The following is a 14479-nucleotide window of genomic DNA, read 5'->3' on the forward strand; positions in this document are numbered from 1 at the left end:
CACAAAGGCATTACCTCACATGCCAAAATGCCCTGTCTGAAATCCGGGCAAAGGCTTGTTTCTCAAGCCCTGTGGCCCGGCCTGCATATCTGGAGTCCATCATGACGTATGTCGTGACCGATAACTGCATTCGCTGCAAATATACCGACTGCGTCGAAGTCTGCCCCGTCGACTGCTTCTATGAGGGCGAGAACTTTCTGGCGATCAATCCCGACGAATGCATCGACTGTGGTGTGTGCGAACCTGAATGTCCTGCAGAGGCCATCAAGCCAGACACGGAGCCGGGTCTGGACAAGTGGCTGACGCTGAATGCCGAATATGCGGCGATCTGGCCCAACATTACTGTCAAGCGCGATCCTATGCCCGAAGCCAAGGAAATGGATGGCGTCACAGGAAAGCTCGACCTCTACTTCTCGGCAGAGCCGGGCAAGGGCGACTAAGCACATCCTACGATGCGATCCTCTGGATACGTTCCAAAAACAAAAGCCTCCGAGCATCTGCTGCGGAGGCTTTTTGTTGCGCTTGTGGCTATTGCCCGCGCCCGGACTGGAGTGTGGTGGAGAGCAAGGTCAGCAGTGCCACGCTTTCCTCCAGACTTTGCCGCTGACGGCTTTGGAGGATGGCGGACTGCAATCGGTTCATCTCACGCGCAATCGCTGCTGGCTGCCACGTGCGCAGCGCGCGTTCAATGACTGGTTTGCGGCGGAAGTGGATGCCACGTCCCAAGGTCAGCATGACCTGACCGGCCTGCTGCTTCTTGTCATCCATTTCAGCGCGCATCTGGTCCAGCAACTGAAACTGGCGCAGGCAGCCCTGCAGCACCAGAAAGATCGGCGTCTTGGATGCGATGATTTTCTGGGTGGCGTGGAAGAAGGCGTTGCGATCACCCTTCAGGATGGCATCGACTGCGTCGTCTGCCGAAACTGTGCTGGCATCGCCAATGATGGCCAGCACGTCGTCTTCCTCAATCACATCATGTCCGCGGCAATACAGCGCCAGCTTGCGCACCTCGTTGCGCGAGGCGATGCGGTCTCCACCCAGCGATTCCGCCAGTCTTTGCCGCGCGGCTGGAGAAATGCGCAAGTGTTCGGTGGAAAGCTCCTGATCGATCAGGGCATTCAAGGCGCGCGCATCGTCTGCATAGCAGGGAATGGCCGCGATAGAACGGGAGGGTTCGGCAATCTTGCGAAGGCCTGTGCCCTTCTTGAGGTCGCCCGCCTCGATAATCAGGAAGCTTGCTTCTGGTGGGTTATCAGAGAGAACCTGCAAGGCATCGACAAGCGCCTTTTCATTGGCGGCACCTTTGACCCAAACCAGCTTTTCGCCGCCGAACAGGCCGATGGAATTAACCTCATCCAGAAGCCGTCCGGGATCGCCGTGGAGGTCCGCCGCTGTCAGTTTCAAGGATGCAAAGGCATCGTTGGCGTCTATGCCGGTCTTGGATGCGATCAGCGAAGCGCGCTCCGAGACAAGGCCACGATCTGGACCATAGAGAACGAAAACGCGAAAACGCTCCGCCGGTTTCTCGGCGAAGCGTTCGAATTCATGCGACTTGATTTCCGTCATGATCGCTCTCAGCGGCTGAGCGTGGCGGCAATATCCGTCTGGATAATTTCGGCAAGCTCTCTTGCTGCGCGGTTTTCACCATCGCGGATGGCGCGGATCTTGGCAAATTCCTGCTGTGGCAGATCAAGCATGGCGGTGACGGTGCGCGTCGCCGCGCGCAGAACCTGGCCATCAGACACGCGCGTCAGCACGTATTTGCCGGTCATGCTCACGCGACCGGGGAAGGGGCCGTCATAGTTGTTCTTGCTCACCGAAAGGCTGGTGTCGTCGGTGACTTCGGTGGATGTCGCGCTTGATTTGACCGTAATCTTGACGTCGTATTCCTTGCTAGTCGGGGCACCCGCTCCGCCATAGGCCAGGAAGACGAGGTGATTGCGCACTTCCTGCGTGACGCGGTCACCCGCATCCGCAAATTCGACGGTTTGCAGCTTCTGGCGCGTGCCAGAAGCTTCGCTGTAGAGCGGACGCACCTGACATCCAGCCAGCAGACCAGCGCACACAGTGATGGATATTGCGGCGGCTATGCGGCCCCATCGGGAATAGGCATCAAACAACAATGTTCACAATCCTTTGTGGAACCACAATGATCTTCTTGGGCGCAGCACCGGCCAACGCTGCCTTGACGGCATCCAGTTCAAGCACGGCTGCGCGCACGGCATCTTGATCCGCATCGCGCGCGATTGTCAATTCGCCACGCTTCTTGCCATTGATCTGGATGGGCATCACCACCTCATTTTCTTCAATGAGGGCGGGGACGAAGACCGGCCATGCGCTTTGGGCGACAAGGCCTTCATTGCCCAGTGCCGTCCAGCATTCTTCGGCCAGATGCGGTGTCATCGGTGCGATCAGACGCACGAGAATTTCGGCCGCATCGCGGGCAGCGGCCTTCATATCCTCGGATTTTCCGCCAGCAGCGACCTCTGCGAATGGGCCGGCCAGCGTGTTGACCAGTTCGTAGATGCGGGCAATTGCCTTGTTGAAGGCAAGCTTGTCCAGATCGTCCTGCACGGCTTTCAGCGTCTTGTGGGCAGCCTTGGATACGCTGAGGCCTTCGCCCTGCGTGGCGGGTGCTGGCTTGACGGATTTCAGCTCTTCCGCCGCCTCACCGATGATGCGCCAGACGCGCTGAACGAAACGATGCGCGCCTTCCACACCGGCTTCAGACCAGATCACGTCACGGTCCGGCGGGCTATCCGACAGAACGAAGAAGCGGGCGGTATCAGCGCCGTAAGAGGCGATGATGTCGTCGGGATCGACAACGTTCTTCTTCGACTTCGACATTTTTTCAATCGAGCCGATCTGAACTTCGTCACCGCCTGACAGCAGGAAGGCGCGGCGTTTGCCGTCTGTTTCCTCGATGCGGATATCGGCAGGCACGACCCACTGACCGTTCTGGCCTTCGCCAAGACGGTATGTTTCATGCACGACCATGCCCTGCGTAAACAGCCCCTTGAAGGGCTCCTTCACGTCCACATGGCCGGTTGCCTTCATGGCGCGGGTGAAGAAGCGCGAGTAAAGCAGATGCAGGATCGCATGCTCGATGCCGCCGATATACTGATCGACCGGCAGCCAGTGACTGGCGACCTTTGGATCGGTCGGCTGTTCTTCCCAAGGGGCCGTGAAGCGGGTGAAATACCAGCTGGAGTCGACGAATGTATCCATCGTGTCGGTTTCCCGGCGCGCGGCATGACCGCATTGCGGGCAGGAAACGTGGCGCCAGGTGGGGTGGCGATCCAGCGGATTGCCCGGCACATCGAAGGTGACGTCGTCGGGCAGCTTGACCGGCAGGTCCTTCTTGGGAACCGGAACGACGCCGCAAACTTCGCAATGGATGACCGGGATCGGGCAACCCCAATAACGCTGACGGGAAATACCCCAGTCGCGCAGGCGGAAGTTGACCTTGCGTTCAGCCTGAGGCGCATTGCCCAGCATGTCTGCCGAAAGCTTTGCAACGACAGCCTCAAAAGCGTCCGTCGTCGTCATGCCGTTCAGGAACTGCGAGTTGATCATGACGCCGTCATCAACGAATGCAGTGTCGCCGATGGCAAATGTTTCTGCGTTCTCGCCTTCCGGCATCACGACAGGAACGACAGGCAGATCGTATTTGCGTGCGAAATCCAGATCGCGCTGGTCGCCGGACGGGCAGCCGAAGATGGCGCCTGTGCCGTAATCCATCAGCACGAAGTTGGCGATATAAACCGGTATTTCGATTGTTGGGTCGAGGGGATGAACGACCTTGACGCCTGTATTGAAGCCGCGTTTTTCAGCGGTTTCCAGGGCAGCCAGAGACGTTCCCTGACGACGGCATTCATCGCAGAACTCTGCAATCTCGGTGCTGGTTTCAGACAGCTTTCTGGCCAGCGGATGGTCCGCTGCAATGGCAAGGAACGACGCACCGAACAATGTGTCGGGGCGCGTGGTGTAAACGGTGATATCATCAAAACCGGCAGGGGCGGTGGAGGCCACGGTCTGCCAGCGCAAGGACAGGCCTTCCGATTTGCCAATCCAGTTCTTCTGCATCAGACGGACTTTTTCCGGCCACTGATCCAGCTGGTCCAGCTCGTCCAGCAAATCCTGGCTGAAATCGGTGATGCGGAAGAACCACTGCGTCAGTTCGCGTTGCTCGACCAGTGCGCCGGAGCGCCAGCCGCGTCCATCGATGACCTGCTCATTGGCCAGAACGGTGTGATCGACCGGGTCCCAGTTAACCTTGGACTGCTTGCGGTAAACAAGGCCCTTTTCCATGAAGTCGATGAACAGCGCCTGCTGCTTGCTGTAATATTCCACATCGCAGGTTGCGAATTCGCGGGTCCAGTCCAGAGACAGACCCATGGATTTCAGCTGGCCGCGCATGGTGGCAATGTTCTGGTAGGTCCAGTCCTTGGGGTGGACCTTGTTCTGCATGGCGGCGTTTTCGGCAGGCATGCCGAATGCGTCCCAGCCCATGGGGTGAAGAACATTGTAGCCGCGTGCGCGCTTGTATCGTGCAACCACATCGCCCATCGCATAGTTGCGAACATGGCCCATGTGGATACGGCCCGATGGATATGGAAACATCTCAAGGACGTAATATTTCTCGCGGGTGTCGCTGTTGTCTGTCACGAAGACATTGTCTTCGTTCCATTTTTGCTGCCAGCGCGGCTCGGCGTCGCGAGGATTATAACGTTCGATGGCCATACTTCTGAAATCCGGGTATCAAGGGGAAAATTTGCGCTGACCTTCACCATGAAATAGCCTAGGCGTCAAGTTTGGCAGGGCTTTGGATGGGCGCAATGTTGGTTTACAGCGTTCAAATGGTGACAATGGTGCTTGGCATCAAGGCTTGCGGTCGCTACTGAAACCCTATCCCTGTATTTAAGCGAAGGTCTGATATGGAAATCGAAGCGCGTCTTGAAGACATCACGCAGCGAATTGCGACAGTTGCCGAGAAAGCTGACCGTGAGGCTGGCAGCGTGGCGCTTGTGGCCGTTTCGAAAACCTTCGAGGCGGATACAATCCAGCTGGTGATCGATTGTGGCCATCGCATATTCGGCGAAAACCGGGTTCAGGAAGCGCAAGGCAAGTGGCCGGGCCTCAAAGAAAAGACCGGCGGTATCGAGCTTCATCTCATCGGTCCTTTGCAATCCAACAAGGCCGCTGATGCCGTTGCGCTGTTTGATGTCATCGAAACCGTGGACCGCGAGAAAATTGCCCGTGCTCTTGCGGATGAGTGCAACAAGCAGGGCAGAGCGCTTCGTTTTTACGTACAGGTCAATACCGGCATGGAGCCACAAAAGGCGGGCATCGATCCGCGTGAGACCGTGGCTTTCGTGGCCATGTGCCGGGACGAGCTGAAGCTTAATGTGGAAGGCCTGATGTGCATTCCGCCTGCGGAGGAATATCCCGGACCACATTTCGCGCTGTTGGCGAAGCTAGCGAAAGAATGCGGCGTGGAAAAACTGTCCATGGGCATGTCCGGTGATTTCGAAACGGCCATTGAATTCGGCGCGACAAGCGTGCGGGTCGGATCGGCGATCTTCGGCACGCGCTGAAACCTTCTAACACTTAATGTAAAAAGCCACGGCATCGGTAAGATGCCGTGGCTTTTTGTTGGGTGGCCGGGGCGCAAGCCCCTTGCTATCAATCGAAGGCGATCAGTTTGTCCGTTGATGTGACGGGCTTGCCATCGACCGAAACCTCGACATCCGAGGAACCTTCGGTGCGCTTGATGGCGACTTCCCGCACCTTGCCGTCCAGGGTGATCTTTGCCGAGAAGCCATTCCAGCTTTCTGGCAGCGATGGCGTGATGTGCAGTTTGCCATCGATGCGGGTGATACCGAGAATGCCCTCGACAGCCGCACGATAGAGCCATCCAGCAGAACCTGTGTACCAGCTCCAGCCACCACGACCTGCATAGGCGCCTGCGCCATAGACATCCGCCGTGACCACATAGGGCTCGACCCGGTAAGTCTCTGACGATGAGCGGTCCAGCGCATGGTTGACCGGGTTGAGCATGGAGAAGCACTTCCATGCATCCTCGCTGCGACCGAGCTTTGCCAGCGCCATCACGACCCAGGTGGCAGCATGGGTATATTGGCCACCGTTTTCACGCACACCCGGAGGATATGCCTTGATATAGCCCGGGTCCTGCGGAGAGCGCGAGAAGGGAGGCGTGAAGAGGCGGATGATGCCCGCTTCTTCATCGACAAGCTCTCGCATCACGGCATCCATGGCCTGCGTCGAGCGCTGCTCTTCACCTTCGCCAGACAGAACACTCCAGCTCTGGCCAAGCGAATCGATGCGGCATTCCTCGCTTGTGATGGAGCCGAGCGGGGTGCCATCATCAAAGTAGCCGCGACGGTAGTATTCGCCATCCCAGCCCGCAGTTTCGAGTGCTGCACGCAGCTTGTCGCGGTGGGTCTTCCAGGCCTCGACACGGTCGAGATCACGGCGTTCCTCAGCGATGTCGATGAAGTCGCGCAGGGTTCCGGCGAGGAACCAGCCCAGCCAGACGCTGGTGCCCTTGCCCGCAACGCCCACGCGGTTCATGCCGTCGTTCCAGTCTCCACCGAGGATCAGCGGCAGGCCATTTTCGCCCGTGCGCTGAATAGCAAGGTCGAGTGCCAATGCGGCGTGCTCGTAAAGGCTTGCCGATGTCTCGCTAGTTTCCGGCTGGAAGAACGCATCGTGCTGTCCGGGTGTCAGAGCGGGACCCTTGAGGAACGGAATGTTCTGCTCAAGAATGGCCTTGTCGCCCGTCGCCACGATGTACTGGTGGGTCGCATAGGCAAGCCAGACCACGTCATCGGAGATGGTCGTGCGAACGCCCGCTCCCGTCAGTGGCAGCCACCAATGTTGAACGTCACCTTCCGCAAACTGGCGACCGGCTGCCCGCAGGACCTGCTCGCGGGCCAGTGCTGGCTGGTAGAGCAGGAAGGCCAGCGTATCTTGCAGCTGATCTCGGAAACCGAATGCACCGCTCGACTGATAGAAGGCTGTACGCGCCATGATGCGGCATGCCAGTGCTTGGTAAGGCAGCCAGCTGTTGACCATGTGGTTGAAGCCAGCATCCGGTGTCTCGACCTGCAACTGGCCTGTAAAGCCGTTCCAGAACGCCTTGTTTTCCGCAAGAACAGCATCGAAATCAGCGTTGCGGATGTCCTTGACCAGAGCACGGGCTTCTTCAGACGTATCCGTATCACCGAGATAGAACAGGATATGCCGTTCTTCGCCGGGCTTCAGGTGGATTTCCTGCATGACAGCGGCACAAGGTGCGCCATCAAGTTCGACGCTTCCAGAGAGGGCTGCGCCGGACAGGATGGCCTGCGGGGCATGGACCGATCCGTAGCGACCGATGAATTCCCGCTTGCTGGTTGTGAAGCTGGTTGCCTGTTCCTGAAGAGCTAGGAACGAAGTCCGTGCGCTGTAATCGATGCTGTAAGGGTTTGATGCGAACAGCGCGCCCGTTTCCTCATCATGCGTGCTTAGAATGAACGGCGCCGATTTCTGCGTGTTGTTGCCCAGCACCCACTCGACATAGCCGTAGGTCTTGAGGCGACGGTTCTGCGTGCCGACGTTGCGGACGGTCAGGCGGGAAAGCTTGACTGGCCGTTCACGATCCACTGTCTGCGTGACTTCGATATCGAGCCCGTCATCGACGCTGCGCATAACCGAGTAGCCAAGGCCGTGACGGGTTTCGAAGACCGCCTCGGGATTGCGCGACAGGGCCGCAAATGGCGAGTGAATCTTGCCGCTTTCGACATCGGCAACGTAGATCGCTTCACCGGGCCGGTTTACGACAGGATCGTTGCTCCATGGCGTCAGCTGGTAGTCGCGCGAGTTGCGGCTCCATGTGAAGCCTGCGCCTTCTGCCGAGATATGGAAGCCGAAACGCTCGTTCGAGATGACGTTGATCCATGGCTGCGGCGTGGCCTGACCACCATGCAGACGCACGACATATTCATCGCCGCTCTTGGTGAAACCGCCAAAGCCGTTCCAGAAGTCCAGATCATTGGCATCCTCGACCGGCTCTCCGTGCTGGAAGGCGGGTGCCGGCAGGCGCGCCTGCGCGGATTCGCTGCCTTCGGGGCCACGAGTGGCCGCAAAGAGAGAAACGGCGCGGTTGACCTGATCGACGATCTTGCCGTTGCGAACGTGAAGAACGACACGCGAGGCGGCAAGCAGCGCTGACCATGTTTCCTCATCGATGAGGTCACGACGAACGGAGAAGACGTGCGGACGTCCGCCATCTGCCGGATTGATGCGGCGCTGCGCTTCGGAGATAAAGTCGAGTGCATGCTGCATATCCTGAGCATAGGAGGCTGCACGTTCATTGACGATAACGAGATCGAAAATGACGCCGCGTGTGCGCAGATATTCATGCGCACTCAAGGCTTCGCGGGCGATATCCATGTCCATATCGTCGTTAATGCGCAGACTGAAGATCGGGAAATCGCCCGAGATCGCCAGCGGCCACAGCGAACGCTGCGAGGCAAGGCCGGTCTTCAGCGTATCGGCATCAGCGCGAAGGTGCATATCCGGATAGACAAGGTAGCGGGCCAGATGCTGGAAGGCCGCTGCCTGCTGCGATGTGACGCCCACATGGCGCATCTGCACCTGCGTGCGGGTCCAGGCATGGACCAGCTCATGCGCAAAGGCATCCGGGTGGCGGTAGCGATCAATCGCCTTGTCGACATCTTCGCGGCTTGGTGCGGCGATGGTCCAGAATATGACGCTGACTTTCTTGCCCGCCGGAACGCGCACGACGCGGCGCAGCGACAGGATTGGATCGAGCGTAAAGCCGTCCATTCCAGACAGTGTTGCACCCGGATCGAACGCGGCGGCTTCGCCGAGCGAACGGCCACGTCCGAGGAACTTGGCACGGTCTGTTTCGAACTCCGTCGGGCGTGCTGGGCCGGCATTGTCTGCCGCCAGATGCGCGATCACAGTGCCGGGTTCGCTCGGGCTGCGCTTGTTGCGCCATGCACGGATGACGTCACCACGCTTGCCGATTTCTGTCTGCACGAACATACGCGAGAACAGCGGGTGGGCGTTGTCATCGTCATCATTGGCGATGACGGGTTCCAGGTAGGAGGTGACTTCAATGTAGCGATCTTCCGAACCGACATTGAGAAGTGTCACGCGACGGCCTTCAGCATCATGTTCTGTCGCAACGATGCATTCGACCACACTCTGCAGATCGCCAACGGTCTTGTGGAATTCTGCCTTGTCGTCCGTGAAGACCGTCTTGGTCTTTTCCCCCGCTGCGACGCGTGGTTCTGCTGTGGCACTCCACCAGTCGCCAGAGACCGTGTCGCGCAGGAACAGGAACGTGCCCCAGCGATCTTCGGTCGGATCTGCCTTCCAACGCGAGATCGACACGCCATTCCATCTGGAATAGCCAGCGCCCGTGGCGGTCAGCATGGTGGAGTAGTGGCCGTTGGAGAGGAACACGACTTCGCGGTCGCGCAGCGCAGGATCGGCTATGGTGCGGACTTCCGCACGCAGCAGATCGGCCTGTTCCTTGCCGGGCGTTTCCGGCTCGTATTTCGCGCTCATGACGGGCACTTCGCGCGGTGCCTTTTCCTGAAGCAGCAATTCTGCGGCTTCGATCACAGGATCGGCGTGGAAGAGTTCGCGCAAGATGCCGTCCATGACGACGTTGGCAACGGCTGCAATCGACATGCCATGGTGGTGCGCATAGTAGTTGTAAACGACGGCGCAAACCTTGCCATCCGGCACGCGGGTGGGGGTAAAATCCACGGCATCATGGAAGCCGTATTTGCCGAGCGCGCCCAGCGCACGCAGCTTGTCGAGGTTTTCAAGGGCGCCCTCAGGATCGTACTGCGATGCCAGGATCGACGCGTAAGGTGCGATAACAGCGTTCTGACCAAGACCACGCTTCAGGCCCAGAGTGGGCACGCCGAAGTTCGTATATTGGTAGTTCATGTTGTGGTCGCGGGCGTTGAAGGCCGCCTCGGAGATACCCCATGGCGTGCCGAGACGGCGGCCATGGTTGATCTGTTCCTTGACTATAAGATTGTTCGTCTGGTTCAGAATGCCGCCGTGACGCTCCTGCATCACGAGCGGTGGCATCAGATATTCGAACATCGATCCGGACCAGGATACCAACGCGCCCTGCGCGCCGATTGGCACAACCTGACGTCCCAGGCGGTACCAATGTTCCGTCGGCAGATCGCCCTTGGCGATGGCAAACAGGCTGGTCAGGCGGCATTCGGACGCCAGAAGGTCGTAGCAGGCTTCGTCGAGTTCCTGGCTGTCTACGCGGTAGCCGATGGAAAGCAGGCGGCGATCCTTGCGGTAGAGGAAGGCAAAGTCCATCGAGAAGGCGAGATCGCGGCTGCGTTCGCATAGCGAAATCAGACGCTCACGCAATGGATCGATGGTGGAGAGATCAAACGCGCTGTCGGAAATATGCGCTTCGCAGCAATCCACCAGCGACTGTGCCCAGCGGGTGACTTCCGCACTCTGCCCGGATTTGACTTCGAGATCGAGATTGGACGCCAGCTTCTGAATATCACGGGCTAGCACGGCCAGATTGATGACGCGGATCGACGCAAACTCGTGCTCGCGCTTGACAGAGGCAAGTGCTGCGGAGAAGCCGATGATGCGTTCTTCCAGCCGGCGGTGCAGCGGACGAAGGTTCTTGCGATCGTCAGGCAGTTCCTTCAGCGTTTCGCGCAGGATGCCTGCAACATCTCCGATGCCGTCGAGATTGCCCTGGAGATGGGCCGATGGCGCTTCCGCCCACTGGCGGCAGGCAGACGAGATGGCAATGAGATGACCGGCGAGGTTACCGCTGTCGACAGCTGAAACGTAGCGTGGTCCGAGCGTCTGCAAGGTATCATTATGATACCAGTTGAACAGATGGCCGCGATATTTGTCCATCTTTTCAACCGTCTCGATGGTTTTTTCCATCCGCTCGACGGTTTCCGAGAAGCTGATCCAGCCGAACTGGCGTGCCGAAATCACAGACAGCAGATAAACACCGATATTGGTCGGCGAGGTGCGGCTGGCAACCAGAGGCTCAGGTGTTTCCTGATAGTTATCGGGCGGCAGATAGTTCTCAGACGATGTTACAAAGGCTTCGTAATAGCGCCATGTCCGGCGAGCAATCTTGCGCAGCTCGCTGGAAACATGTTCCGAAACGAACAGGCGATCTTCGGTTTCGGCTGACTGGCTAACATACCAGGCGACGACCGGAGAGAAGATCCACAGCAGGGCAAAGGGCAGGCCGACCAGAAACGCGTTGTCGCCGGGAAGGGCTGCGAAAATCAGTCCGAGCAGCGCGACAACGGGCGCGTGCCACATCTGGCGATAATAATCGAAGATGCTGCCCTGCGCGCTGGACTGAATGCTGGCGGCGGTGCGCCATTCCAGCATCAGCTTGCCGCTGACGAATAGACGGTAGAGGGAGCGGACGATTGCGTCTGCCATCAGGCAGGCACCGTCGGCAATGAAGACAATCCGCAACGCGACCTGTGCGTTGGTTGCCCGCACTTCGGACCAGAGCGTGTGGAAATGCGCTTGCGGAACAATGTCTGTGGAACGGGGCACAACGCCCGAAATCAGCGACAGGGTGGGGGCGACGAAAAGCGAGAAGATCAGCAGGATTTGCCAGATCAGCGCACCCAGCGGGCCCATGAAGTACCAGCCGAGAACGGATGCGACGAACCATGCAACCGGCGTCAGCGAGCGACGCAGGTTGTCGATCATCTTCCAGCGACCGATGGCGGTTACGCCGCGCTTGGGATCCATGATGTAAGGCAGGAGCTGCCAGTCGCCACGCGCCCAGCGATGCTGGCGCGAGACTTCGACCTCATAACGGGTTGGATAATCTTCGACGAGTTCAACGTCTGTGACCAGTGCACAGCGCGCAAACGAACCTTCCAGAAGGTCATGGGACAGAACGGCGTTTTCTTCGATACGGCCCTTGAGCGCCGTTTCGAATGCATCAACGTCATAAAGGCCCTTGCCTGTGAAGGTGCCCTCGGAGGTCAGATCCTGATAAACGTCTGAAACGGTGAAGACGTAAGGGTCGATACCGCGATTGATGGAGAAGACGCGCTGGAAGACGGATGCGTCTTTGCCGGTGGTGAGCGACGGTGTCACGCGCGGCTGGAGCAGACCGTAACCGTGGATCACGCGACCGGTGACGGGGTCGTGGACCGGACGGTTGATCGGGTGGTGCATTTTGCCGACGAGTTTGGTAACGGCGTCGCGCATCAGGCGGGTATCGGCGTCCAGCGTCATGACGTATTTGACATTCTCAGGCACCATGTTGGCGCCATTGAGGAAGGTCGTATCCTTGTCGCCACGCAGCAGCATGTTCAGCTCATGCAGCTTGCCGCGCTTGCGCTCCCAACCCATCCAGCAATCTTCCGCCGGATTGTAGAGGCGGCGGCGATGGAGCAGGAAGAACCGCTTCTTGCCGTCGAATGCGTAGCGGGCGCTCAGCGCCTCGACTTCGCGCTTGGCATATTCCAGAATTTCGTTGTCTTCAGGCGTCTGTTCGAACTTGGCATCGCGCCAGTCGCTGATCAGCGCGAAATAGATTTCGCCATGCGGGTTGGCGAGATAATGCACTTCGATGTTGCGGACCATTTCGTCCACGCTGTCGCGGCTGGTCAGCATGCAGGGAACGGCCAGCAGGGTGCGGGCATCCTGTGGGATGCCTTCCTTGAACTCGTAGCCAACCAGACGGAATGGTTTGACGAAGAAGGTCACGACCGTGTTGAACAGGCCGGTTGCGCCTTCGGATGCCGGCAATGCGAACATCAGCAGGAATGCGCTTACGACATACCAAGGCATGCCGGCATCGGAGAGGAACCAGCCAACCGCAGCCATGGCCAAGGCCGTCAGTACCATGACCGGCACGGCAACCGAAAGCCAGTTGAACTTGCGCATGAAACGCACAATGCGCTGCGAAACCTGAGGGTTGTAACCAATCCGGTCTTCCAGCTCCTGGCGGCGTTGGCCAATCAGGAAGCTGCCGACGTTGGGCGCATGCGGGTGCACCTCATCGGAAGCGGCGGTTTCCGTCACCATATCAATGGCGGACTGGGCCACCTCGATTTCCGACTGCGGCGAACGGCGCGCGAGGAGTTCGATCGTGTTGCGGTAGGTGTTACGCGATCCGAAATCCAGAGTGTTATAGTCTGTCTGCTCGCGCAGAACCTTGTCGATATGGCTGACTTCTTCAAACCAGACCGACCATTCGGTATCATCGATTTCACGCAGGCTTCGGACGATATTGCCCATCGTCACATTGCCGGAGGCGAGGCGATTGTGCTCCGCCATCATGATGTTTTCGGCGTCGGTTCCGGCTTGGCGCAGACGCTCCTCAAGCCAGTTGAGCGCAAAGCCCGACGTCTGCGAACCGTTACGCAGGCGATAGAGGAACTGGGTCGAGAATGTGGGGTCGTCTACAAGGCCGTCATTCTGCTTCAGAAGCGCTTCGGAGGCATCCGCATCGTTGAGGCGGATGATCTCGTCGACGACTTCATTGGCGCGCTGGCGCATGCGGCGCGAACGCTCGACGCGGATCGAAATGCGGCGCAGGTTTTCAATCAGCACAAAGCGCAGGATGGATGGCAACGCCCAGAGTTCGCCGATCTGGAGTGTCTTTGACGTCTGGTAGCCCTCAACCAGTGCCGTCATGCTCTCGCGTGAAATCGTGCTGTGCGTATGTGCGACATAGAGCCATGCCAGCGCCATAACCCGGGGTATCTCGACATTGCCGATTCTGACCGTCGGCAGCTGGCGGTAGAACTTGCGCGGGAAGTCGCGACGGACTTCCTGAATGGCCTCTTCAATCACGTAGTGATTGTCCAAAAGCCATTCCGCAGCTGGCGTGATCGTTGCGCCATTTTCGGCATCGACGGCCGTCGTACGATAAACGCGCAGGATTTCCTTTTCGTTTTCACGATGGCGCGCGAAGAAATCGAACTCCATGAAGCCGGGAAGGCCATCCGCCCCGGATCTGGAGAGTTCGGCTCCAATATCCCTTAACTCTTCGATTGTGAAGTAAACCGAGCGTATCGAATCATTGTGATCGATCTGCTTTGCTTCTGAATCACGGGCGGCGGCGGTCGGCGTAATATGAAATGACATCGGGCTCGTATTCTGCACTCTGTGAGGGGCTGGTCGATCTAACCGAACTTGTTTCAGATTGCTCTTGAAGATTGAAACAGTGTGGACGCTTTATTTCTCGCTGATCCTGAACCTATGCTGAACCATAGCGAACCAGCGGCGATGTTTACATGACATATTACGACACATTATCATGGCATTTTTTGGCATGGGTGTGCCCCGAATTGAAGCAAATCAATTGCTTGGGAGGCGCAAACGGGTTTTGCGCGAGACCGCGCACCCTCTTCATGATTCAATTTCGCATACTCCCCCAAGCGAAAAA

The 14479-nt window shown here is 58.4% G+C and carries 6 protein-coding genes; 2 read left to right on the forward strand and 4 right to left on the reverse strand.

What is annotated here, in order from left to right; translation table 11 throughout:
• Positions 1 to 101 precede the first annotated feature (101 nt).
• Positions 102 to 440, forward strand: a complete 339-nt coding sequence (fdxA, locus tag ACQZ51_RS15685) for a ferredoxin FdxA (RefSeq protein WP_192065274.1) — start codon at positions 102 to 104, stop codon at positions 438 to 440.
• A gap of 88 nt (positions 441 to 528) precedes the next feature.
• On the opposite strand, the gene holA is transcribed toward fdxA, so the two are convergent.
• The 3 genes from holA to leuS are packed head-to-tail and all read right to left on the reverse strand — an operon-like array spanning position 529 to position 4743.
• Positions 529 to 1566, reverse strand: coding sequence for a DNA polymerase III subunit delta (holA, locus tag ACQZ51_RS15690; RefSeq protein ID WP_448778553.1), 1038 nt, complete (start codon positions 1564 to 1566; stop codon positions 529 to 531).
• 8 nt (positions 1567 to 1574) lie between these two features.
• Complete coding sequence (locus ACQZ51_RS15695; RefSeq protein WP_448778554.1) at positions 1575 to 2123, reverse strand: hypothetical protein; 549 nt, start codon at positions 2121 to 2123, stop codon at positions 1575 to 1577.
• Positions 2113 to 4743 (reverse strand): leucine--tRNA ligase, encoded by a 2631-nt coding sequence (leuS, locus tag ACQZ51_RS15700; protein ID WP_448778556.1) that lies wholly within the window; start codon positions 4741 to 4743, stop codon positions 2113 to 2115. Before leuS ends, ACQZ51_RS15695 begins: the two co-directional genes overlap by 11 nt.
• 194 nt (positions 4744 to 4937) lie before the next feature.
• Here leuS and ACQZ51_RS15705 point away from each other — a divergent pair, with 194 nt between their 5' ends.
• Positions 4938 to 5597, forward strand: coding sequence for a YggS family pyridoxal phosphate-dependent enzyme (locus ACQZ51_RS15705; RefSeq protein WP_448778558.1), 660 nt, complete (start codon positions 4938 to 4940; stop codon positions 5595 to 5597).
• A gap of 88 nt (positions 5598 to 5685) precedes the next feature.
• Here ACQZ51_RS15705 and ACQZ51_RS15710 read toward each other — a convergent pair whose 3' ends face one another.
• Entirely contained in the window at positions 5686 to 14178 is an 8493-nt protein-coding gene (locus ACQZ51_RS15710; RefSeq protein WP_448778560.1) for a GH36-type glycosyl hydrolase domain-containing protein, read from the reverse strand.
• Between the last annotated feature and the right edge of the window lie 301 nt (positions 14179 to 14479).

The organism is Agrobacterium sp. CG674, from assembly GCF_053521645.1.